This window comes from Mycobacterium sp. IDUB_3 (assembly GCF_055419585.1).
Genome location: NZ_JBVAXZ010000002.1, coordinates 464162 through 485044 on the forward strand (window position 1 = coordinate 464162; position 20883 = coordinate 485044).

Annotated in this window: 23 protein-coding genes; 9 read left to right on the forward strand and 14 right to left on the reverse strand. The window is 67.6% G+C overall.

Translation table 11 applies throughout. The features are described from left to right. The first annotated feature begins 138 nt into the window (after positions 1-138). Positions 139-2385: an LGFP repeat-containing protein gene (locus ACZYVJ_RS23080; RefSeq protein WP_463833842.1), complete on the forward strand. Its 2247-nt coding sequence runs from the start codon at positions 139-141 to the stop codon at positions 2383-2385. 17 nt (positions 2386-2402) lie between these two features. Here the strand turns inward: ACZYVJ_RS23080 and lexA are convergent, their stop codons facing one another. Continuing rightward, positions 2403-3101 carry a transcriptional repressor LexA gene (lexA, locus tag ACZYVJ_RS23085; RefSeq protein ID WP_463833485.1) on the reverse strand — a complete coding sequence of 233 codons (699 nt, stop codon included), beginning with the start codon at positions 3099-3101 and terminating at the stop codon, positions 2403-2405. A gap of 292 nt (positions 3102-3393) precedes the next feature. On the opposite strand from lexA, the gene ACZYVJ_RS23090 reads away from it, so the two are divergent. From ACZYVJ_RS23090 to ACZYVJ_RS23100, 3 genes are all read left to right on the forward strand, one after another. After that, complete coding sequence (locus tag ACZYVJ_RS23090; RefSeq protein ID WP_463833486.1) at positions 3394-3888, forward strand: LysM peptidoglycan-binding domain-containing protein; 495 nt, start codon at positions 3394-3396, stop codon at positions 3886-3888. 149 nt (positions 3889-4037) lie between these two features. Continuing rightward, on the forward strand, positions 4038-4502 hold the full coding sequence (nrdR, locus tag ACZYVJ_RS23095) for a transcriptional regulator NrdR (protein ID WP_463833487.1): 465 nt from the start codon (positions 4038-4040) through the stop codon (positions 4500-4502). 89 nt (positions 4503-4591) lie between these two features. Next, positions 4592-5077 carry a peroxynitrite isomerase gene (locus ACZYVJ_RS23100; RefSeq protein WP_463833488.1) on the forward strand — a complete coding sequence of 162 codons (486 nt, stop codon included), beginning with the start codon at positions 4592-4594 and terminating at the stop codon, positions 5075-5077. Positions 5078-5099: 22 nt separating this feature from the next. Here the strand turns inward: ACZYVJ_RS23100 and ACZYVJ_RS23105 are convergent, their stop codons facing one another. The 3 genes from ACZYVJ_RS23105 to ACZYVJ_RS23115 all read right to left on the reverse strand — a co-directional run bounded on the left by ACZYVJ_RS23105 (position 5100) and on the right by ACZYVJ_RS23115 (position 7907). Further along, positions 5100-5786, reverse strand: coding sequence for a PhzF family phenazine biosynthesis protein (locus ACZYVJ_RS23105; RefSeq protein ID WP_463833489.1), 687 nt, complete (start codon positions 5784-5786; stop codon positions 5100-5102). Positions 5787-5831: 45 nt separating this feature from the next. Further along, the gene (locus ACZYVJ_RS23110) at positions 5832-6863 is read right to left on the reverse strand and encodes an alpha/beta fold hydrolase (protein ID WP_463833490.1); all 1032 of its coding nucleotides are present in this window, start codon (positions 6861-6863) and stop codon (positions 5832-5834) included. A 72-nt stretch (positions 6864-6935) separates the two neighbouring features. Further along, the gene (locus tag ACZYVJ_RS23115; protein WP_463833491.1) at positions 6936-7907 is read right to left on the reverse strand and encodes a proteasome assembly chaperone family protein; all 972 of its coding nucleotides are present in this window, start codon (positions 7905-7907) and stop codon (positions 6936-6938) included. Between the two features lie 230 nt (positions 7908-8137). Here ACZYVJ_RS23115 and ACZYVJ_RS23120 point away from each other — a divergent pair, with 230 nt between their 5' ends. Next, the gene (locus ACZYVJ_RS23120; protein ID WP_463833492.1) at positions 8138-8974 is read left to right on the forward strand and encodes a trypsin-like serine peptidase; all 837 of its coding nucleotides are present in this window, start codon (positions 8138-8140) and stop codon (positions 8972-8974) included. Between the two features lie 58 nt (positions 8975-9032). Here ACZYVJ_RS23120 and sthA read toward each other — a convergent pair whose 3' ends face one another. Then, positions 9033-10448 (reverse strand): Si-specific NAD(P)(+) transhydrogenase, encoded by a 1416-nt coding sequence (gene sthA, locus ACZYVJ_RS23125; protein ID WP_463833493.1) that lies wholly within the window; start codon positions 10446-10448, stop codon positions 9033-9035. A gap of 112 nt (positions 10449-10560) precedes the next feature. Between sthA and ACZYVJ_RS23130 the strand changes: the two genes are divergently transcribed. Further along, the gene (locus ACZYVJ_RS23130) at positions 10561-11619 is read left to right on the forward strand and encodes a DUF4192 domain-containing protein (protein ID WP_463833494.1); all 1059 of its coding nucleotides are present in this window, start codon (positions 10561-10563) and stop codon (positions 11617-11619) included. 20 nt (positions 11620-11639) lie between these two features. On the opposite strand, the gene ACZYVJ_RS23135 is transcribed toward ACZYVJ_RS23130, so the two are convergent. From ACZYVJ_RS23135 to ACZYVJ_RS23145, 3 genes are all read right to left on the reverse strand, one after another. Continuing rightward, positions 11640-12329, reverse strand: coding sequence for a metal-dependent transcriptional regulator (locus ACZYVJ_RS23135; RefSeq protein ID WP_463833495.1), 690 nt, complete (start codon positions 12327-12329; stop codon positions 11640-11642). Between the two features lie 129 nt (positions 12330-12458). Then, positions 12459-13418, reverse strand: coding sequence for a sigma-70 family RNA polymerase sigma factor SigB (gene sigB, locus ACZYVJ_RS23140; protein ID WP_007774892.1), 960 nt, complete (start codon positions 13416-13418; stop codon positions 12459-12461). A gap of 167 nt (positions 13419-13585) precedes the next feature. Next, positions 13586-14020: a DUF3099 domain-containing protein gene (locus ACZYVJ_RS23145; RefSeq protein WP_463833496.1), complete on the reverse strand. Its 435-nt coding sequence runs from the start codon at positions 14018-14020 to the stop codon at positions 13586-13588. A 58-nt stretch (positions 14021-14078) separates the two neighbouring features. Here ACZYVJ_RS23145 and ACZYVJ_RS23150 point away from each other — a divergent pair, with 58 nt between their 5' ends. Then, entirely contained in the window at positions 14079-14318 is a 240-nt protein-coding gene (locus ACZYVJ_RS23150; protein WP_064879665.1) for a DUF3039 domain-containing protein, read from the forward strand. On the opposite strand, the gene ACZYVJ_RS23155 is transcribed toward ACZYVJ_RS23150, so the two are convergent. Together ACZYVJ_RS23155 and ACZYVJ_RS23160 are read right to left on the reverse strand one after the other, a co-directional pair. Next, positions 14319-15323, reverse strand: coding sequence for a YihY/virulence factor BrkB family protein (locus ACZYVJ_RS23155; RefSeq protein ID WP_463833497.1), 1005 nt, complete (start codon positions 15321-15323; stop codon positions 14319-14321). Positions 15324-15389: 66 nt separating this feature from the next. After that, positions 15390-15575: a DUF7455 domain-containing protein gene (locus ACZYVJ_RS23160; RefSeq protein WP_007774888.1), complete on the reverse strand. Its 186-nt coding sequence runs from the start codon at positions 15573-15575 to the stop codon at positions 15390-15392. 133 nt (positions 15576-15708) lie between these two features. On the opposite strand from ACZYVJ_RS23160, the gene ACZYVJ_RS23165 reads away from it, so the two are divergent. Then, a complete protein-coding gene (locus tag ACZYVJ_RS23165) occupies positions 15709-16089 on the forward strand; it encodes a DUF952 domain-containing protein (protein WP_463833498.1) in 381 nt (126 codons plus the stop codon). Here the strand turns inward: ACZYVJ_RS23165 and ACZYVJ_RS23170 are convergent. The 3 genes from ACZYVJ_RS23170 to ppgK form a co-directional block, all read right to left on the reverse strand. Then, positions 16023-16451, reverse strand: coding sequence for a RidA family protein (locus tag ACZYVJ_RS23170; protein ID WP_463833499.1), 429 nt, complete (start codon positions 16449-16451; stop codon positions 16023-16025). The two genes, ACZYVJ_RS23165 and ACZYVJ_RS23170, sit on opposite strands and share 67 nt — an antisense overlap. Positions 16452-16551: 100 nt before the next feature. Further along, positions 16552-18099, reverse strand: a complete 1548-nt coding sequence (locus ACZYVJ_RS23175) for an RNA polymerase sigma factor (RefSeq protein WP_463833500.1) — start codon at positions 18097-18099, stop codon at positions 16552-16554. A 175-nt stretch (positions 18100-18274) separates the two neighbouring features. Then, the gene (gene ppgK / locus ACZYVJ_RS23180; protein ID WP_463833501.1) at positions 18275-19084 is read right to left on the reverse strand and encodes a polyphosphate--glucose phosphotransferase; all 810 of its coding nucleotides are present in this window, start codon (positions 19082-19084) and stop codon (positions 18275-18277) included. 101 nt (positions 19085-19185) lie between these two features. On the opposite strand from ppgK, the gene ACZYVJ_RS23185 reads away from it, so the two are divergent. Next, on the forward strand, positions 19186-20064 hold the full coding sequence (locus ACZYVJ_RS23185) for an inositol monophosphatase family protein (RefSeq protein ID WP_463833502.1): 879 nt from the start codon (positions 19186-19188) through the stop codon (positions 20062-20064). A gap of 9 nt (positions 20065-20073) precedes the next feature. Here ACZYVJ_RS23185 and cei read toward each other — a convergent pair whose 3' ends face one another. After that, the gene (gene cei, locus ACZYVJ_RS23190) at positions 20074-20724 is read right to left on the reverse strand and encodes an envelope integrity protein Cei (protein WP_463833503.1); all 651 of its coding nucleotides are present in this window, start codon (positions 20722-20724) and stop codon (positions 20074-20076) included. Between the last annotated feature and the right edge of the window lie 159 nt (positions 20725-20883).

The window sequence follows — 20883 nt, forward strand, 5'->3', positions numbered from 1 at the left end:
CGGCGGTAAGGCTGATCGTGCGCGGGTCGATTTCCTGCGCAAGCACGGCCCGCTCGCCGGTTATGCAGGTAAGGGCATAGCCGCAGATAGACCCCTATCCGCCGGCTGGGAGGCTTGGTGAAGGTGCAGAGAGGTCACATGCGCAAGCTGATCGGAAGCGCGCTGGTCAGCTTGACGACCACCGCACTGGCCGCTGTGTTGCTGGCCCCCACCGCGATAGCAAGTCCGATCGGCGACGCCGAAGCCGCGATGATGGCCGCATGGGACAAGGCCGGCGGCGACACCTCGCCGCTGGGCGCCCGCAAGGGCGACGTGTACCCGGTCGGGGACGGTTTCGCCCTGGACTTCGACGGCGGCAAGATGTTCTTCACGCCGGCCACCGGGGCCAAATTCGCCTACGGGCCGGTGCTGGACAAGTACGAGCAGCTCGGCGGGCCGGCCGGTAGCGACCTGGGCTTCCCGGCCATCAACGAGGTGCCCGGTCTTTCCGGTCCGGACAGCCGGGTGATCACCTTCTCGGCCGGCGACAAGCCGGTGATCTTCTGGACGCCCGAGCACGGCCCGTTCGTGGTGCGCGGCGCCCTGAACACCGCCTGGGACAAGCTGGGCAGCTCGGGTGGCGTTCTCGGCGTGCCGGTCGCCGACGAGACCTACAACGGCGAGGTGTCCTCGCAGAAGTTCAGCGGCGGGCAGGTCTCGTGGAATCGACAGACGAAGCAGTTCGCCACCGAACCGCCGGCGCTGGCCGACCAACTGAAAGGCCTGCAGGTCGCGATCGATCCCACCGCGGCGATCAACACGGCGTGGCGCGCGGCCGGCGGACCCACCGGACCCTTGGGCGCCAAGCAGGGCGGGCAATATCCCGTCGGCGGTGACGGAATCGCCCAGAACTTCGCCGGCGGCAAGGTCTTCTTCACCCCGGCCACCGGTGCGAACGCCGTCGAGAGCGACATCCTGGCCAAATACGAGTCGCTGGGCGGGCCGGTCGGCAGCGACCTGGGATTCCCCACCACCAACGAAACCGACGGCGGCATAGGGCGTTCCAGCCGCATCGCCACCTTCTCCGCGGCCGACAAGCCGGTCATCTTCTGGACGTCCGAGCACGGCGCGTTCGTCGTGCGCGGGGCGATGAAGGCCGCGTGGGACAAGCTGCGCGCCCCCGCCGGCAAACTCGGTGCGCCCGTCGGCGACCAGGCCGTCAACGGCGACGTGGTTTCGCAGCAGTTCACCGGCGGCAAGATCTCGTGGAACCGGGCCAAGAACACGTTCAGCACCGAACCGTCCAACCTGGCGCCGCTGTTGTCCGGCCTGCAGGTGTCCGGTCAGAACCAGCCGAGCAATTCGGCCATGCCGGCGCACCCGAAGAAGTTCACCTGGCACTGGTGGTGGCTGATGGTCGCCATTCCGGTGCTGGCGCTGCTCGTGCTGTTGGTGTGGATGCTGTTCGTCCGGCGCCGGCGCCGGCCCGGGCACGAGGATGTCGCCGGCTACGCGCCCGGCCACGGCGGCGACTTCGGCTACGACGCCGATGAACGCTGGGGACACGACGAATCCGACCACGACGCCGAGTCGTTTGCACTCAGCGCGCCGCAACAGCCTGAACCGGAACCCGACGCCGGACGGGTCAGCTGGCAACGTCAGGTTCCTGCCGAAACCGACTACGGGTTCGAGGACGCAGACCCCGACGCCGTCGACACCGACTCCATCCCGGTGGTCTCCGAGGAGATGCTGGCGGAGGCCGAGTATTCCGACGCCGGAGCCGACTACACCGACTCCGTTCCCGAGGTCGCCGAGCCCGAGACGGCGGACGACGCCGCCTACGTCGACGCCGAGGACCCCGACGCCGGCTACGCGGAGGAGGTGTTCCCGGAGGACGAGTATCCCGAGGTCGCCGCGCCCCACACCCCGCCGGACAGCGACGCCGTGACCGGCGCCCTGGAAACCGTCGAATCCGACGACGAATACGAAGAGCTCGCAGCGCCGGAGCCAGACGTCGAGGCCGCAGCGCCGGAGCCGGACGTCGAGGCCGCAGCGCCGGAGCCGGACGTCGAGCCCGCAGCGGACACACCGGCGGGAGCGGACGTGGCCGCCGCCGTGGTCGCCGGCGCCGTTGCGGCCGGGGCGTCGGCACGAGGCGGTCGGCACGCCGCCGCGGACGAAGGGGACGCTTCGGAGAACGGTCTGGCGGGCCCGGATGGGCGACCCACGATCCACCTGCCCCTCGACGACCCGTACCAGGCGCCCGACGGCTACCCGATCAAGGCGAGTGCTCGCTACGGCCTGTATTACACACCGGACAGCGACCTGTATCGGGATACGCTCGCCGAAATCTGGTTGTCGAGCGAAGAAGTCGCTCAGGCCAACGGCTTCACTCGGGCCGACTGACCCGGCGCACCGGCGCCTCAGACCTTGCGGATGACCGTGACGACCTTGCCCAGCACGCTCGCGTCGTTGCCCGGGATGGGGTCGAACGCCGGGTTGTGCGGCATCAGCCACACCTGACCGCCGGCGCGTTTGAACGTCTTGACGGTGGCCTCGCCGTCCAGCATCGCCGCGACGATGTCGCCGTTGTCGGCGACGTTCTGCTGACGGACCACCACCCAGTCACCGTCACAGATCGCGGCCTCGACCATCGAGTCACCGACCACCTTGAGCAGGAAAAGCGTTCCCTCACCGACTAATTCACGCGGCAGGGGAAATACGTCCTCGACGGCCTCTTCGGCGAGGATGGGTCCACCGGCCGCGATGCGCCCGAGCACGGGGACGAATGTGGGCTCCGGTAGGGCGTCCGAGCCGGCCACCTCGGTGGCGGGCGCCACCACGTTGTCATCGGCCCCGCGGACATCGACGGCCCGCGGGCGGTTGGGGTCGCGACGCAGATATCCCTTGCGCTCCAAGGTACGCAGCTGGTGCGCCACCGATGACGTCGACGTCAGACCGACGGCGTCGCCGATCTCCCGGATGCTCGGCGGGTAGCCGCGGCTGGTGACCGAGGCGCGGATGACATTCAGAATGGTGCGCTGCCGTTCGGTCAGCGAGGAGTCCACGGAGTGCAACCGACCCTCGGGGCCGGCCGATGAGATGTCGTTGCTGTCGCCCATGGCACTGAATGTAGCCGCACCGCGAACAAGAATCAAACATGTGTTCGAGTAGCGTGTCGTATCGTACGGACCGCCCGGCGAAAGGGCGAAAGTCGGGTGAATCACAAATGTGTAACTCTTCGGAGCATCGGGTATTTGTGCCGTGTGACAGTGGTAAAGGCCGACGAACTTGTCGGTGGTGTGATCTAGCGTTTGCTCGTGCGACACGCTTCGCTCAAATGTTCGGGTTTCGAACATACAAGCGATTAGAGTCGAACACACGAGCGAGAGCTAGTTGACCGGAGGAACGAAGATGACAGTCATCCACACGCCTGCGCCGCGTATCAGCAGTCTTCGGCGCCCGATCAACGGACCCGTCCAGGATGCTCGCTACGGGCGGGACGGCCTGGCCAGGTCCCGCGGGCCCTTGCCGTCACGGCCGGCGGGTGTGGCGACGCGCTACTACGGCACCGGAGTGGCAATGTCCGTCGCCCCGCACCGCAGGCGCGCCACCACCTGGGCGTCCACCATCGGGTTGGCGCTGGCCGCCGGGGCGATCACGCTGTGGCTGGGCCTCGTCGCGAACGTCGGCCAGGTACTCAACGGCGACTCCGCGAACTCCGCGGCCCCCGTTCCCGACCGCCTCGCCGTCGTCCGCGTCGATGCGGGGGAGTCGCTTCAAGACTTCGCGCGCCGGGTGGCGCCCGACGCGCCGACCACCCAGGTGGCCGCCCGGATCAGCGAACTCAACGATCTGCACTCGCCCAACCTGATCGCGGGCCAGACTCTGATCGCTCCGGTCGGCTGACAATCGTTGTGCGAGCACGGCTCTGGACCGACGGCCCCCGGACGCCAGCGGTCAGTCCGTAGCCCCGGCGGCTCCATTAGCCGTGCAGGTCAGCGCGCGGGTACGCTCAAACTTCAGCGGTACCTTGTCGGCGCGATGAAGGAGCGGTCATGCACTGTCCGTTCTGTCGCCATCCCGACTCCCGGGTGATCGACTCGCGCGAAACCGATGAAGGGCAGGCCATCCGGCGCCGCCGATCCTGTCCCGAGTGCGGGCGACGTTTCACCACCGTGGAGACCGCGGTCTTGGCGGTGGTCAAGCGCAGCGGCGTCACCGAACCATTCAGCCGTGAGAAGGTCGTCAGCGGTGTCCGCCGGGCCTGCCAGGGGCGCCAGGTCGATGACGATGCGCTGAACCTGTTGGCCCAGCAGGTCGAAGACACCGTGCGCGCCGCGGGCTCGCCCGAGATCCCCAGCCACGAGGTCGGCCTTGCCATCCTGGGGCCGCTGCGCGACCTCGACGAGGTGGCCTACTTGCGGTTCGCCTCCGTGTACCGGTCCTTCGAGTCCGCGGACGATTTCGAACGCGAGATCCAGGCGCTGCGGGATCATCGCGGAGTGGCGACCCCGGGCTGACGGAACCCGCCGGCCGGCGTACGTCGGAATTGCCCAGCTCCTCAGCGGGCCGTCCCGGCCCGCATCGTCGCCCGGCTAGGCTCGGTCTCATGCCCCCTGACTTGCATCCCGACCTTGCGGCGCTGGCCCCGCTCCTTGGGACCTGGGCCGGGCAGGGCTCGGGTAAGTATCCGACGATTCCGCCCTTCGACTATCTCGAAGAAGTGGTGTTCGGCCATGTGGGTAAGCCGTTTCTGGCCTATGGGCAGAAGACCAAGGCGGTGGCCGACGGCAAGCCGTTGCACGCCGAGAGCGGTTATCTTCGCGTGCCCCAACCGGGTCGCGTCGAACTGGTTCTCGCGCATCCCAGCGGCATCACCGAAATCGAGGTCGGCACCTATTCCGTCACCGGCGACCTCATCGAAATGCAGATGTCGACGACAACGGTGGGGCTGACGCCCAGCGCCAAAGAGGTGACGGCGCTGGGACGTTCCTTCCGCATCGACGGCGACGAGCTCTCATATACGGTGCAGATGGGTGCGGTCGGGCAACCGCTACAGGACCACCTCGCCGCGGTGCTGCGCCGGCAGCGCTGAAACGCCAGGGCCTCGGCCGTTCTCAGTCCAGGTGTCGCACACCGTCATTGACGACCCGCCCGGCCACCCCGACCCAGCCCTCGGCGTTCCACGTCGTGTCGATGACCGAGCCCTTGCCCTGGGTGATCCGCAGGCTCTGGCTCAGGTAATCGGTGATCCGCATCGCCGCCGAACCGGTCGCCTCGTCCTCGACCACACCGAGGTTTGCGGCGAACATGCGCGACCGCAGCGACCCGGCCGCCCGATCCGTCCAGGCCCACAGGTAGTGCGCGGTGTCGTCGGGATAGTCCGATGGGTCCGCGGCGAGAATCTGGTCGGCCGAGGCGAATTCGTGCAGGGCGAATTCGGGCGCCCAGTCCGAACGTGCGTTGATGCTGGCCCGGTGTTCGTCGCAACCCACCTGCACGATCCCGGCCGGTACCTGCAGTGTGTTGATCGGCGAACCGTGCTCGCGCAGCCACCACGTCGCGCCGACGGTCGGGTGCCCGGCGAACGGCAGTTCGGTTCGCGGCGTGTAGATGGTGGCGTGCGCGGTTGACGAGCCGGGGGCCGGAAGGCCGACGAAAACGGTCTCGCTGTAGCCCAATTGGGCTGCCAGCCGCTGCCGGGCCGCGACCTCGACCCGGCCGGCGTCCACCACACCCAGCGGATTACCGAAATTGCCGTCCGAGTCGGTGAACACCCGCAACACCGTCACGTGGATCCCCATGGCCCGACTGTACGACGCGGCATCGGGCCGCATCGATCAAGGTGATCAGGTGGCGCTGCGCTCGTCGGACCCCATGGCGTTGAGCACCGCGACGCGAGTGGGCTGGGGGCCCGAGACGGCTTGCTCCCCGCCGCCGGTGCGGAGCAAGCCGCGAAGGCTGGCCTGGTCGTATTCGGCGGGGTCGGTGGAATCGATGAAGCGCTCGACGACGTCGATGAACCGCGCCGGATCGTCGTGAAAGGGGAAGTGGCCGGAGCCTTCGAAGATTTCCAGACGCGAGCCCGGCATCGCGGCATGCGCCATCCACGCGTGCCGGACCGGTACCACCACATCCTTTGTGCCCCAAACGATCTGCACCGGAATGGCCTCGGTCAGATAACATCGGTCGAGCATCGTGACGATCTGCCCACGCCAATCCACCACCGCCCGCAGCGTCCGGCTGAACGCCGCGGAGGCCGTCGGTTCGGGCAGGTCGTCGAGGATTCGCAGCACGTTGGGCAGGTCGCGGCCCAGCCCACTGCTGCCCAACGCCAGGCCCAGGACGCGTCCCATGGCCTGAACCGCCGGCAGCACCAGCGGCAACCGCAGCAGCGCGATCGCCTCGCTGCCCATCGGTAGCGAGGCCCAGCGCAGCACGAAGTTCACGTCCTTGGTGACGCCGCCGGCGCCAACCAGGATCAGCCGTTCCACCAAATGCGGGAATTGATAGGCGAATTGCATGGCCACGCCGCCACCGAGCGAGTGACCGATGACGGTGGCCCGCTCGATGTCGAGCACGCTGAGCAGGTCACGCATCCCGTTTGCGTACGCCGCAATCGAGTAGTCGGCGCGCGGCTTGTCGGATCGCCCGTGGCCCAATAGATCCGGTGCGATCACGGTGAAACGCTGGGCGAGCTTGGCCTGCACCGCATTCCATGTGGTGGAGTTGTCGCCGATGCCGTGGATCAGCAGAATCGCCGGCCCGGAACCGGCGATGCGGTAGGCCCGTTTGTAACCGTGGATGGTGCGGAACTCGAGTTTGGGTGCGGTCACTTCACGCACCGGGCGGAGCGTGGCTTTGCGCTTCCGCTCGGTCATATCGCCAACCTTGGTGTCGGGCCGGGCTAAGGGCGGCCTGGCTGGGGCTTTGGCTAGGTGGCGCTGAGTGGGTCAGGCCTTGTCGTCGTCGTCGAACTTCTTCTCCGCCTGCTGGGCCAGAAATCGCTCGAACTCTGCGCCCAGCTCATCGCCGCTAGGCAGATCCTCGTCGCGAGCTAGTAACGATCTGTTCTCCTGAGCGTCGATGAAGGCATCGTACTGGCGCTCCAGCGCGGCCACCACTTGAGCGACCTCCGCGCTCGCTTCGACCTGCTCGTCGATCTTGCCCCGAATCACCTCGGCCGCTTCGGCCAACGCCGTCAGCGGCAGCTCCAACGACGCGGTCTTGGCGACCTGCTCGAGCAATGCGTGCGCGGCGGCCGGGTAATCGGTCTGGGTGAGGTAGTGCGGGACGTGCACGGTGTAGCCGACGACCTCGTGACCGTGCTGGCCCATTCGGTACTCCAGCAGGTTGGATGCGCTGCCGGGAACCTGGATCTCGGAGATCCACGGTTGGAAGTTGGCGATCAACTCCGGGTTGTTCGAGTGTGCGGTCATGGTGGTCGGCCGGGTGTGCGGAACCGCCATCGGGACCGTGCCCAAGCCGATGGTCTGGCGCACGCCGAGGCGCTCGGCCAGCAACCGAACGGCCGTGATGAAGCGCTCCCACTTGAGGTCCGGTTCCATGCCGGCCAGCAACAGGAACGGCGTGCCGATCGTGTCGCGCATCGCGTACAGGCTCAGCTCAGGATCCTCGTAGTGGGTGAAGTGGTCGGTCTTGAACGTCATCAGCGGCCGTCGCGAGCGGTAGTCCAGCAGTTCGTCGATCGCGAAGGACGCGACCAGCTCGGTGTCCAGCACCGCTTTCAGATGTGCGGCCGCCAGCTTGATGGCATGACCGGCGTCGGAGAAGCCCTCCAGCGCATGCACCAACACGGGACCGCGGCCGTCGGACGTCGACAACTGCGGTGCCGGTAGCTCGAGCTCGTACATGCCAGCCTGCCCTGGCTGGTAGTGATCACCTGGGTCTCGGTGGTGAGCCATCTGCGATCGCCTCCTCTCGGGGGTCTCTTCAGGGTGCACTTCCAAGTGTCCCCTGAATCAGGCGGCACCAACATCTCTCAGCGAACTTCACCGTCACGCTATGAGCTGAAACGCGATAATCCTCAGGCGTAATCCGCCAACGACGCCACGGGCGCCGCCGGTGCGTGCGCCAGCAAACGCGGTTGCGCACCGCGATGTGTGGGAGTCGGCTTGTCGACCACCGGTCAGGCATGATGAAGGCGATGCGCATTCGGATCCTGATGCTCTGCTTGGTAGTGGGGGTGGCTACGTCGCTGACGGCGTGTCGTCCTCCGGCCCAGCATGTGTCGGGTGCCCCGGTGTCCGCCCCGCGCGTCGGCGGCCCGGTGCAGCGGCTCAGCCAGCCCGAGCAGAAGGCCGTCGCGGGTCCGGTCGAGCCGGATCGGCGCATCGGGGCGATCTTTATCGACGGCGGCCCGCTGCATGTGTGCACCGGCTCGGTGGTGCATTCCACCGGCGGCAACCTGATCATGACCGCCGCGCACTGCCTGGCCGGAGCGTCGTTGATCACCTTCGTGCCCGGTTTCGCCGGGGACGCCGCACCCGGTCCCGCCGATGTGTGGAAGGCCGACGCGGTCTATCTCGATCCACGCTGGACGGCCAGCAAGGACCCGCACGCCGACTACGCGATCGCGCGGGTCAGCAACGACGCCGGCGCTCCCGTCGAGTCTCGGGTCGGCCTGGCGCTGACGCTGGGTGTGACGCCGCCGCCCGGCAGCCGCGTCACCGTGCTCGGCTACCCGGCCGGCGTGGGCGGTTCGCCCATCGGGTGTCAGGCCAGCACGTCGATCACCGATACCGGGTTCCCCGCGTTGGCCTGCGAGGGACTGGTGGACGGCACCAGCGGTGCGCCCTGGGTCAGCGGCACCACGCTCATCGGGGTGATCGGTGGTCTCGAGCGGGGCGGCTGCGCCGCGAACATGTCGTACTCGGCGCCGTTCGACGCGCAAACCGCGGAGCTGCTGAAGCGCGCCGAGGTCGGCGGTCCCGGCGATCCGGTCCCGAACGACCTCCAGGACGCCTGTTAGCGGTTAGTGGCGATCGCCAGCGCGGCGGAGCCGGGCGCAGCGGGTCGCCACCATCGGGTTACTGGCGGAACTGGTTGAGCGCCCGGACTTTGTTCATCACGTCGAGCGCCGCCACCTTGTAGGCCTCGGAGAACGTGGGGTAGTTGAACACCGCGTCCACCAGGTATTCCACCGTGCCGCCGCAGCCCATCACGGCCTGCCCGATGTGCACCATCTCGGTGGCGCTGGTGCCGAAGATGTGCACGCCGAGCAGCTTGAGGTCCTGGGTGGACACCAGCAGTTTGAGCATCCCGTAGGAGTCGCCTGCGATCTGGCCGCGGGCCAGCTCGCGGTACCTGGCCACCCCGACCTCGTAGGGCACTGAGTTCTTCGTCAGCTCCACTTCGGTGGCGCCGACGTAGGAGACCTCGGGGATGGAGTAGATGCCGATCGGTTGCAGGTCGGTGATGCCGTCGCTCGCTTCCCCGAACGCGTGGTAGGCGGCCAGCCGTCCCTGCTCCATCGACGTCGCGGCCAGCGCGGGGAAGCCGATCACGTCGCCGACGGCGTAGATGTGGGGCACCTTGGTCTGGAAGTTGTCGTCGACGAAGATCCGCCCGCGGTTGTCGGCTTCCAGCTCGGCGTTTTGCAGGTCGAGGTGATCGGTCTGGCCTTGCCGCCCGGCCGAGTACATCACCGTCTCGGCGGGGATCTGCTTGCCGCTGGCCAGGGTGGTGACGGTGCCCGCCGACCCGACGTCGACCGCGGTCACCTCCTCACCGAACCGGAATGTCACCGCCAGGTCGCGCAGATGGAACTTCAGCGCCTCGACGACCTCGGGGTCACAGAAGTCGAGCATGTCGTCGCGCTTCTCCACGACGGTGACCTTGGTGCCCAGCGCGGCGAACATCGACGCGTATTCGATGCCGATGACACCCGCGCCGACGACCACCATCGAGGTTGGCAGCGACTTGAGATCGAGGATCCCGTCGGAGTCGAGCACCCGGTGCTCGTCGAACTCGACGCCGGAGGGCCGGGCCGGCCGGGTGCCCGTGGCGATGACAACGTATTTGCCTGTGACGGTTATCTTTTCGCGCCGCGACGGGTCCTCGACCTCGATAGTGTGTGGGTCGACGAAACGCCCGTGGCCGATCAGCAGGTCGATGCGGTTGCGCATCAGCTGGTTGCGGACCACATCGACTTCCTTGCCGATCACGTGCTGGGTTCGGGCCAGCAGGTCGGCCGGGGTGATCTTCTCCTTCACTCGGTAGCTCGCGCCGTAGAGTTCGCGCTGGCTCATCCCGGTGAGATAGAGGACCGCCTCGCGCAACGTCTTTGACGGAATGGTGCCGGTCTGGACGCACACACCGCCGAGCATCTGGCCGCGCTCGACGATGGCGACCGACTTACCGAGCTTGGCCGAGGCGATGGCGGCCTTCTGTCCGCCGGGCCCGGACCCGATGACCACCATGTCGTACTCTTGCGCCGAACTCATGGCCTAAACAGTAAGGCAGCACAACGCACACTGCTGGGTTCATCCACAGGTCCGCTGCCGCATCGGCGCAAGCGCGCACCGGTTGACGGTGGCGGCCGTCAGCGTTGTGCTCATGACGACGCCTCGAGAAGACTTCGAACTTTCCCGCCCCGGTGCGCTCATCGCCGCGCTGCCGGCCGTTCTCGGCTTCGTTCCCGAGAATTCATTGGTATTAGTGTCTTTCGGCGACGGGGAACTCGGCTCGGTGATGCGTGTCGACCTCTCCGAGGAGCTTGTCGATGGGGTGGAGCACCTGGCGGAGGTCGCCGCCGCGGCCACCCCCGAGGCCGTGGTCGCGGTGATCGTCAACGCGGACGGGGCCTACTGTCCCAGCTGCAACGAGGAATACCGGCAGCTGGCGGCGGCGCTCGCAGAAGCCTTGTCGCAGCATCACATTGAGTTGTGGGCCACGCACGTGGTCGACCGGGTGGCCTTCGGCGGCCGCTGGCACTGCGCCGAGGGCTGCGGGTCGAGTGGGCTGGTCGACGATCCCGCAGCCTCCCCGCTGGCCGCCGCGGCGGTGCTGGAAGGCAGACGGCTTTATCCGCGTCGTGCCGACCTGCAGGCGGTCATCGCGCCCGATGACGCGGCGCGCACCGCCGCGCTGGCCGGCGCGGTCCGGCAACAGGCCGCCCGGCGCCGCGCGGCGCATCGTGCGCATCCGGTGCGCTGCACCCGCGGCGACGTGGAGACGGCGATGGCCGCAGCCGCCCGGGTCGCGGCCGGGGAACCGCTGTCCGACAGCGAGATGGCGACGCTGGGGTGTGCTCTGAGCGACCCGCAGGTGCGCGACATCCTGTATGCGCTTGCGGTCGGGGAGAGCGCCGGCGAGGTCGAGTCGTTGTGGGCGCTGCTGGCGCGCACGCTGCCGCCGCCGTGGCGGGTCGAGGCTCTGGTCCTGATCGCGTTCAGTGCGTATGCCCGCGGCGACGGGCCGCTCGCCGGGGTGTCGCTGCAGGAGGCGCTGCGCTGTGCGCCCGACCATCGGATGGCGGGCATGCTGGACACCGCGTTGCAGTCGGGTCTGCGGCCGGAGGACATCCGGGATCTGGCGCTGACCGGCTACCGGCTGGCCAAGCGGTTCGGCGTGCAGCTACCGCCGCGACGGCCGTTCGGCCGCAGGGCGGGCTAGGTGGGCACGAACGGCCCGGGTCAGACCTTCTCGACCTTGACCGCGTGCGCCATCTCGTGCGGCAGGGTGACGTTCTCGTGGCCCGGAATGACGATGGTCACCCCGGCGGAGCTGGTCTCGACGGTGACGCGCGCGTTCGGCACGACGCCGGCGTCCTTCAGGCGCGAGATCAGGTCGATGTCGCCCTGGACGTGCTCGGTCAGCTGGCGCACCACCACGGCTACCGGCGCGCCGGCGGGTAGCTCGGTCAGCCGGACCAGGGGACCGTCCTCGGACCAGGACTCGGGGCCCACGCCCAGGTCCAGGAGTCCGGGGATCGGGTTGCCGAAGGGCGAGGTGGTCGGGTGGTTGAGCACCTTCACCAGGCGGCGCTCGACGTCCTCGCTCATCACGTGCTCCCAGCGGCACGCCTCGGCGTGGACCTCTTCCCAGGGCAGGCCGATGACGTCGACCAGCAGGCGTTCCGCGAGGCGGTGCTTGCGCATCACGGAAACGGCCAGCGCCCGGCCCTTGTCGGTGAGCTCGAGGTGGCGGTCGCCGGCCACGTGAAGTAAACCGTCCCGCTCCATGCGCGACACGGTTTGGCTGACAGTCGGCCCACTCTGATCGAGGCGTTCGGCGATTCGGGCACGCAGCGGCGTCACGCCCTCTTCTTCGAGGTCGTAGATGGTCCGCAGATACATCTCGGTGGTGTCAACCAGGTCGTTCATTCAGCACCCTCCGTCGACGCTGAGTCTACTTCGCCAGCTACGCGAATGGTTGTAACGCCTCCCAGGCAAGCAGTATGCCCGCCGCTGACGCGGCGGGCATACCGTCTGCTACCTAGCTTGAGTGAGGTGTTAGCTCGCGTACGACCGTAGTCTGTCGGCGCGCTCCCCGTTGCGGAGTTTGGACATTACGTCCCGCTCGATTTGGCGGACCCGCTCGCGGGACAGACCGAACAGCTTGCCGATCTGGTCCAGGGTGCGCGGCTGGCCGTCGTCCAGGCCGAAACGCAACCGGATCACCTGGTGCTCACGCTCGTCCAGGGTGGCCAGCACACTGCGGATGTCGGTGTGCAGCAGCTCGGCGATCACCGCGTTCTCGGCGGACATCGCCTCGGCGTCCTCGATGAAGTCGCCCAGCGGGGCTTCCTCCTCGGAGCCGACGGGCATGTCCAGGCTTACCGGGTCGCGACTGTGCTCGAGCAGGTCGTTGATCTTTTCGACCGGGATGCCCGACTCGGCGGCCAGTTCCTCGTCGGTCGCCTCGCGGCCCAGGTTCTGGTGCATCTCGCGCTTGATCCGCGCCAGCTTGTTGACCTGCTCCACCAGGTGGACCGGCAGCCGGATGGTGCGGCTCTGGTCGGCCATGCCGCGGGTGATGGCCTGACGGATCCACCACGTCGCGTAGGTCGAGAACTTGAATCCCTTTGTGTAGTCGAACTTCTCCATCGCGCGGATCAGCCCGAGGTTGCCCTCCTGGATCAGGTCCAGCAGCGGCATGCCACGACCCGTGTACCGCTTGGCCAGTGACACGACCAGACGCAGGTTGGCTTCCAGCAGGTGACGGCGCGCCGCCTGACCGTCGCGAACCACGGCCTCCAGATCGCGTTTGCGGTTCTCCCCGAGGCGCTTACGCGTTGCAAGCAGGTGTTCGGCGTAAAGCCCGGCTTCGATGCGCTTGGCCAGTTCGACCTCGCCGGCCGCATTGAGGAGTGCCGTCTTACCGATTCCGTTGAGATATACGCGCACCAAGTCCGCTGCGGGGCTTTGAGCATCCAGATCGCCGTCAAATCTGCTCGTGCTGGCGTTCGCCATAGCGACCTCCCGTTCGGCTTTGTTCTGTCATGGAGTTCAACGACAGATCAGCTCTGAGAGTTCCCAGCGATTCGCTATCTCACACGTCTTGACGTGCAGAAATGTGCCGCAGACCTGAGAATGTCCTGAGAAGTACGCCGCGGCGGCACCTTCAGCAGAAACGACGGCTACCCGCGGTCTACTCCGTCTCGCGCGCCCGGATGCCACTGCTGCTGCGGGGGCTGCGGGGCCTCGAGCGCGCGACGTTCGGCCCGCGGGAACAGGGGGGTGCGCTGTCGGGCGTTGTCGAACCGGCGCGGCTCGTCGGCACTGCGCGGCGGCCGGTCGTTGGCGATCAAAACGGCCATCCACGGCAACGGGATTGACAGCGCCACGATCGCCAGCGAGATCAGCCCGTTGTGCCAGGCGCCGTAGGCTAGCGCGGCGAGGATGAGCGCCGGGATCCGGAAAGCCATCAAGGTCAGGTATTTACGGACCCGCGCACGGTGCTGCTCCTCATACGAGGTCGCTGCGGCGGTGATGAGCACTGGGCGGCCTTTGTTGCCGTCAAAGTCATCGAACCCCGGATCGGAGCCGTGCTTCATTCCTCCACTGTTCCACAACTGGCCGATTCCGGCTTGACCGGTTTCCGGGCCTGCCGGGCAGTGCACAATGTCAGGTATGCAGACCCAAACGATCGAACGCACCGAGACCGACGAACGCGTCGACGACGGGACCGGCAGCGACACCCCGAAGTACTTCCACTACGTCAAGAAGGACAAGATCGCCGAGAGCGCGGTGATGGGCAACCACGTCGTTGCGTTGTGCGGCGAGGTTTTTCCCGTCACCAAGGCGGCCAAGCCGGGCTCACCGGTCTGCCCGGACTGCAAGCAGATCTACGACCGGATGAAGAAGGGCTGATCAGCCTGGCGGCTCCGCCGGCGCGACGTCGCGTTGCGCGGTGATGGGATTTTTGGTCACGGGATTCGACAGCGTGTCCGCCGCCTTCGCCAGCGCGGGCGAGCGCGACAGCAGCCATCTGCGCAGCCGGTGCGCGTGCGTCCTGGGCGCGGGGAACTCCTCCTGGATGGCGGCATTGAGCTCGGCGCCGATCATGATCGCGAAGCCGCCGAAGAACGAGAACAGTAGGAATGCGATCGGCGTGGACAGCGCGCCGTAGGTGTAGCCCGTACTGGTGATCCACTGCAGATAGATCCGCAGGCCCAAGGTGGCGATCACGAACACCGCGGTGGCCAGCGCCGCGCCGAATATCAGCCGATGCGTCGGCAGCGGCTCCGGCAACGCTACGCGGTACAGGATCACGACCCCGAACATCAAGGCGAGGATCAAGGCCGGGTAATAGCCGTAGCGCAACACGTTGGCCAGGCTGACCGGAATGTGCTCACCCACCTTGCGCGGTCCCAAGACCACCAACGGCGCCGTCGCCACCACGAACACCAGCCCCACCACGTAGAGGAACAACGCGAACAGGCGCTGGCGCACCGGGTGGCGCAACGGCGTCTGGTCGTGCGCCTCGACCACGGAGTCGACGAACGACGAGATGGCCGACGACCCCGCCCACAACGAGATGATGAAACCCAGCGACACCACCTCGCCGCGGGCGTGATTGGCGATGTCACGCACGGTCGGCTCGATGATCTCGTTGACCACGCTGCGGGAGAACACGCTGTGTGCCGTCGAGATCAGCTGACGCAGGATGCTGGGCAGCATGTCCGGGCCGAACAGCGGAGCCACGTAGGCCAGCGTGCCCAGCAGCCCGAGCAGCAACGGCGGCAGGGACAACGCCGACCAGAAACCAGCCTGAGCTGACTCCGAGAAAATCGAGTCATCCCAACTCTTGGAGAGAGTCCTCAGGGTGATTCGCCAGATGTGGTGGCGCGACGGTTTTGCGACCTGCTCGCTCATACCCGTCCAGCATTACCGAAGATCACTCGCACCGCCCACATTGGCGATGGGCGAGTTGACTGCGGGCTAGCTTTCGCTGAACTCCAGCACGGCGTCCAGCTCGGTCAGCTTGGCCTCGTGCTCGTTGGCGTGGTGCTGGCAGAAGAGAAGCTCCAGTCCGGAAGGCAGCTTGGCGCGCACACGGGCCGCAGCACCGCAGCGATCGCAGCGGTCGGCCCGGGTCAGTTCTGGACTCGTCAGAGTTGCATTCATGGCTTCTCCGTTCTCGTACATTCACTTTCTCAGACGTATGGCGTTTTCGCCTTGTTCCCCGATCGTTATCGGTGTGTCGTTTCTCACGGGGCCGGTCAGGTTTGGTGCGGGCGGTCTCTAGGGTGTCGAAGTTGTGACCTTCGTTCCTGATGCCCTGGTGCACCTGTGCGGAACCGAGCAGTGGGCGCGGGCCCGCAGGCGGGGCGCCATCCACCCGGACGACGCCGGTGGTGGCGAGTTCATCCATCTGTCGACGCCGGAGCAGGTGCACCTGCCGGCCAACCGGCTCTACCGCGGTCGTGCCGACCTGGTGCTGTTGCACATCGACCCGGCCCGGCTTGCCGCGCCGGTGCGGTGGGAGCCGGGGGTGGCAACCGATCCGGAGTCGATGTTGTTCCCACATCTGTACGGCCCCCTGCCGGCGGCCGCTGTGGTCCGGGTCACCGCCTACCCGCCGGCCGGCGACGGCTCCTTCGCGCCGATCTCCGGCGGCGAGGCCGGGGAGTCGACGTAGGCGTCGGCCTCGATCTCCACCAGCAACTCGGGCGCGATCAGCGCCGAGACCTCGACCATGGTCGCCGCGGGGCGCACCGCGCCGAAGACCTGCTGGTGCACGGCTCCCACCTCGCGCCAGCGCGAGATGTCGGTGACGTAGATGCGGGTGCGCACCACGTCGGTCAGCGCTGCGCCCGCTTGGTGCAACGCAATCTCGATGCGGCGCAATGCATCTCGCGCCTGGGCTGCGATGTCGCCTGCGGGCCCGGTGCCGGTCGTCCCGGCCACCGCCACATGCGGGCCGACCCGCACCGCGCGCGAGTACCCGACCGCTGATTCGAAGCCGGATTCTGACGAGACGAGGGTGCGGTGCGCTGACATGGACGTCACCGTACGACGCCCGCGCGCCGAGCGCAGCCGAATTTCACCGGCCCTCGAGATGGCTTGTGGGCAAGCCGCTTTCGATCGACGCCCGACTCGACTAGTCGAGGTAGTCGCGCAGCACCTGAGAACGGCTGGGGTGGCGCAGCTTCGACATCGTCTTGGACTCGATCTGGCGGATGCGCTCACGGGTCACGCCGTATACCTGCCCGATCTCGTCCAGGGTGCGGGGCTGGCCGTCGGTGAGACCGAAGCGCAGCCGCACTACGCCCGCCTCGCGCTCCGACAGCGTCTCCAGCACCGACTGCAGCTGGTCCTGCAGCAGCGTGAACGACACCGCGTCCACGGCCACCACAGCCTCGCTGTCCTCGATGAAGTCGCCCAGCTGGCTGTCGCCCTCGTCGCCGATGGTCTGGTCCAGCGAAATCGGCTCGCGGGCGTATTGCTGGATCTCCAGCACCTTTTCGGGCGTGATGTCCATTTCCTTGGCCAGCTCCTCGGGCGTGGGCTCGCGGCCCAGGTCCTGCAGCAGCTCGCGCTGGATACGGCCCAGCTTGTTGATGACCTCGACCATGTGCACCGGGATGCGGATGGTGCGGGCCTGGTCGGCCATGGCGCGGGTGATGGCCTGACGGATCCACCACGTCGCGTACGTCGAGAACTTGTAACCCTTGGTGTAGTCGAACTTCTCGACCGCGCGGATCAGACCCAGGTTGCCCTCCTGGATGAGGTCCAGGAACGCCATGCCGCGACCGGTGTAGCGCTTGGCCAGCGATACCACCAGCCGCAGGTTGGCTTCCAGCAGGTGGTTCTTCGCGCGATCGCCGTCGCGGCAGATCCACACCATGTCGCGCCGCTGGGCGGCGGGCAGTTTGTCGCCGCGCTCGTTCAGCTCGGTCATCAGCTGCGTGGCGTAGAGGCCGGCCTCGATCCGCTTGGCCAGCTCGACCTCTTCCTCGGCGTTGAGCAGCGCGACCTTACCGATCTGCTTGAGGTAGGCGCGAACCGAGTCGGCGGAGGCCGTCAGCTCGGCGTCCTTGCGGGCCTGCCGCAACGCCTCGGACTCGTCCTCGTCCCAGACGAAATCGCCGGAGGCCTTGTCCTTTTCGGTGGGCTCGGCGATTTCCTCGTCTTCCTCCGCGGCGGCGACGCCGGCCTTGGCGGCGGGCTTCGCGGCGGCAACTTCCTCACCCTCGGCCTCGGGCTCGGCCTCGTCGGATTCGGCGTCACCCTCTTCGGTGTCTTCGCCGTCGGACGCTACGTCGACCTCGAGATCGTCGAGGACGAGGTCGGCGTCGATCTCGAGGTCTTCGCCTGGCTCAACCTCGAGGTCGGGTTCGTTATCGAGATCCTCGGCGGCACCGTCGGAATCGAGGGCGTCCGGATCCGCCGGCCCGCCCTTGGCCGCTTTGCTTCCGCGCGCTGACGGCGCCTTGGCGCCCTTGGCGGCGGCGCGGGTCTTCTTCGGGTCGGCGGCCGTGTCGGCCTCGGACTTGGTGGACGGCGATGCTGCCTTGGCGGCCCGCTTCGCGGGCGCCGATCCGTTGGCAGCCTTGGCCGCCGGCCGCTTGGCGGGGGACGACGGAGACTTCGTGGCGGTGCGTTTCACCGGCCCATCCGTCGCCGGGCTTGCTTTCGTCGCTGCCACTTACACCCCTTCGTTTGGGCTCACCTTCGGTGGGTATTGGGCATGGTTAACCGAAAGTGTCTGCTATGTCGATGTCGGCGTTGGTATCAGCGTGGTAGTTGCACGCTATCGGTTGGGCGTTCGCCGAGGACCATTGTAACGACAGTGCGCGGTACTACGGCTCTGCCGGGCGAAATCAGTGAGTCACGTCCGAGGTGGCGGCCATCGCCGCGCCGACGATCCCGGCGGTGTTGAGCAGGGCGGCGGCCACCACCGGGGTGCGGTTGGTCAGCAGCGGCAGCCATTTATCGGCCTTGCGGCTGATCCCCCCGCCCGCGATGAACAGATCCGGCCACACCGCGTTCTCGATGCTCACCAGCACTTTGGTCACCTGTTTGGCCCACTTTTCGTAGGACCAGTCGTTCTTCTCCTTCACCGAGGACGCCGCCCGCTGCTCGGCCTCTTTGCCGCCGACCTCGAGATGGCCGAACTCGGTGTTCGGTATCAGCGTCCCGTTGTGAATCACCGCGGAGCCGATCCCGGTGCCGAAGGTCAGCAACACCACCAGGCCCGATTGGCCTTTGCCCGCGCCGTAATGTTCCTCGGCCAGCCCGGCCGCGTCGGCGTCGTTGAGGACGGTGACTTCCTGACCGTCCAGCTCGGCGCTGATGATGTCGCGCGCGTTGGCGCCGATCCAGGCCTTGTCCACGTTGGCCGCCGTCTGCACCACGCCGTGGGTGACGACTCCGGGGTAGGTCACGCCGAGCGGGCCGGTCCATTCGAACGCGTTGACCACCTGGGCGATAGTCTTGGCCACCGCCGAGGGCGTCGCGGGCTGTGGGGTCAGTAGCTTGACCCGCTCGCCGATCAGCTGCCCGGTGTCCATGTCGACGATGCCGCCCTTGATGCCGCTGCCGCCGACGTCGATACCGAATCCACGACGCTGCGGCCTGCCGTCGGCGATCGCGGTGCCGGGCGTGTCCGTAGTCGAGTCGGTGCTGGTCATCGAAGCTCCTCGGCGTGACTGGGCTGTCCGCCCACCTTAGCGCCGCGGCGGTGCCGTCCGCGGCGTCTGCGCGGCCGTGGCGACTGTGATGCGATAGACCGGTGACCCCTTCCGATGACGAGCTCGTACGGCTGCGCTCGATCGCCGAAACCCTGGCCGCGGAGGCCGCCGCGTTCGTGAGGCGTCGGCGGGCGGAGGTTTTCGGCGCTGAGGCGGGCGGCTTGCAAACCCCGGACAGTGGCGCGGTGCGCTCGAAGAGCACCCCGACCGACCCGGTGACCGTGGTCGACACCGAAACGGAACGGCTGTTGCGCGACCGCCTGGCCGAATTACGGCCCGGGGACCCAATTCTCGGCGAGGAGGGCGGCGGGCCCGCCGATCCGGCGGGCACCCCGGCGGGATCGGTCACCTGGGTGCTCGATCCCATCGACGGCACGGTGAATTTCGTCTACGGCGTCCCCGCCTACGCGGTGTCGGTCGGCGCACAGGTCAACGGCGAGTCGGTGGCCGGGGCGGTCGCCGATGTGGTCGGACACCGGGTCTACTCGGCGGCGCTGGGCCTGGGTGCGCATGTCACCGACGACGAGGGCACGCAGCCGTTGCAGAGCTCCGCGGTCGACGATTTGTCGATGGCGTTGCTGGGCACCGGTTTCGGCTATTCGCGGCAGCGCCGCGCGGCGCAGGCCGCGCTGTTGGCCCGGATGCTGCCGGTGGTCCGCGATGTCCGTCGCATCGGTTCGGCCGCACTGGATCTGTGCATGGTCGCCTCGGGCCGGCTGGACGCCTACTACGAGCACGGCCTGCAGGTGTGGGATCGCGCCGCCGGTGCGCTGATCGCCGCGGAGGCGGGGGCCCGGGTGGTGCTGCCCGCGCCCAGCGTGAACGGGGCCGGCCTGGCGCTGGCCGCCGCGCCCGGCATCGCCGACGAGCTGCTGGCCGTGCTGGAGCGCTTCAACGGGCTGGATCCGATTCTGGATTGACCGCCTGACTCAGCAGCTGCTGGCGTGAATCTTGGCCAGCAGCGCGGGATCTGAGGGCTCGGTGGCGCCGGGACGCAGGGTGGCGAGCACCGCGTCGATGTCGTCGTTGTGGGCCAACGCGCTGAAGTCGGTGCCCAGGGACAGGTCGACGGAATCGTCGGCGCGGTTGTCGTTGAACAGCTCGGTGCACGGCGCCACCAGCCACACGGCCGCCGCGGTGGCCTGCCCGGCGGTGCCGAAACGGATCTGGCCCTGGCAGGTGAGTCGGCTGCCCGCATACAGGGGGTCGTTGGCGGCGGTCGGTTGCGCGAAGCCGAGGTCTTTCATCGCCCCGGCGACATCGCCGGCCTGCCCGCCCCGGCCGCTGGCGTTGAGGACACGAACCTTGGTGTCCGCGAGTTTGGCGGGTGTGACGTCCATCATGGCGCTGCGCGACACCTGCTCACCGAGCTGGGCCGGCGCCGAATCGGCCGCCTGGGGCGGCGGATTGCACACCACGGCCTCGTGCACCTTGGCGGGCCGCGTCAGCGCGATCGTCCAGATCACGCCGGTGGCCACCGCGAGAAGCGCCACCACGACGATGGCCGGACGGGGGTTGCGCCGCCGAAAGGGACGGCCGTGCTTGTCAAAGGCTGTACCCTCGGTGATTTGCGTGACCACAGCTGCACTCTAAACCCACTGTTCAGACACGAGCGCAAGGGTAAAAATAGGGGTGTGACGTAAATCACACCTTAATGGGCCGTGATACGGGCACGAATCGTTTGGTGGATGCGTTCGACGCTGGTACAAAGCGATGCTTGGATAACGAGGGCATGTGAG

What these genes read in the sequence shown, in the direction of transcription:
- ACZYVJ_RS23080 (WP_463833842.1), top strand. Translation starts at nt 139, where the DNA reads ATGCGCAAGCTGATCGGAAGCGCGCTGGTCAGCTTGACGACCACCGCA.
- lexA (WP_463833485.1), bottom strand. Translation starts at nt 3,101, where the DNA reads ATGGGCGACAGCAACGACATCTCATCGGCCGGCCCCGAGGGTCGGTTG.
- ACZYVJ_RS23090 (WP_463833486.1), top strand. Translation starts at nt 3,394, where the DNA reads ATGACAGTCATCCACACGCCTGCGCCGCGTATCAGCAGTCTTCGGCGC.
- nrdR (WP_463833487.1), top strand. Translation starts at nt 4,038, where the DNA reads ATGCACTGTCCGTTCTGTCGCCATCCCGACTCCCGGGTGATCGACTCG.
- ACZYVJ_RS23100 (WP_463833488.1), top strand. Translation starts at nt 4,592, where the DNA reads ATGCCCCCTGACTTGCATCCCGACCTTGCGGCGCTGGCCCCGCTCCTT.
- ACZYVJ_RS23105 (WP_463833489.1), bottom strand. Translation starts at nt 5,786, where the DNA reads ATGGGGATCCACGTGACGGTGTTGCGGGTGTTCACCGACTCGGACGGC.
- ACZYVJ_RS23110 (WP_463833490.1), bottom strand. Translation starts at nt 6,863, where the DNA reads ATGACCGAGCGGAAGCGCAAAGCCACGCTCCGCCCGGTGCGTGAAGTG.
- ACZYVJ_RS23115 (WP_463833491.1), bottom strand. Translation starts at nt 7,907, where the DNA reads ATGGCTCACCACCGAGACCCAGGTGATCACTACCAGCCAGGGCAGGCT.
- ACZYVJ_RS23120 (WP_463833492.1), top strand. Translation starts at nt 8,138, where the DNA reads ATGATGAAGGCGATGCGCATTCGGATCCTGATGCTCTGCTTGGTAGTG.
- sthA (WP_463833493.1), bottom strand. Translation starts at nt 10,448, where the DNA reads ATGAGTTCGGCGCAAGAGTACGACATGGTGGTCATCGGGTCCGGGCCC.
- ACZYVJ_RS23130 (WP_463833494.1), top strand. Translation starts at nt 10,561, where the DNA reads ATGACGACGCCTCGAGAAGACTTCGAACTTTCCCGCCCCGGTGCGCTC.
- ACZYVJ_RS23135 (WP_463833495.1), bottom strand. Translation starts at nt 12,329, where the DNA reads ATGAACGACCTGGTTGACACCACCGAGATGTATCTGCGGACCATCTAC.
- sigB (WP_007774892.1), bottom strand. Translation starts at nt 13,418, where the DNA reads ATGGCGAACGCCAGCACGAGCAGATTTGACGGCGATCTGGATGCTCAA.
- ACZYVJ_RS23150 (WP_064879665.1), top strand. Translation starts at nt 14,079, where the DNA reads ATGCAGACCCAAACGATCGAACGCACCGAGACCGACGAACGCGTCGAC.
- ACZYVJ_RS23155 (WP_463833497.1), bottom strand. Translation starts at nt 15,323, where the DNA reads ATGAGCGAGCAGGTCGCAAAACCGTCGCGCCACCACATCTGGCGAATC.
- ACZYVJ_RS23160 (WP_007774888.1), bottom strand. Translation starts at nt 15,575, where the DNA reads ATGAATGCAACTCTGACGAGTCCAGAACTGACCCGGGCCGACCGCTGC.
- ACZYVJ_RS23170 (WP_463833499.1), bottom strand. Translation starts at nt 16,451, where the DNA reads ATGTCAGCGCACCGCACCCTCGTCTCGTCAGAATCCGGCTTCGAATCA.
- ppgK (WP_463833501.1), bottom strand. Translation starts at nt 19,084, where the DNA reads ATGACCAGCACCGACTCGACTACGGACACGCCCGGCACCGCGATCGCC.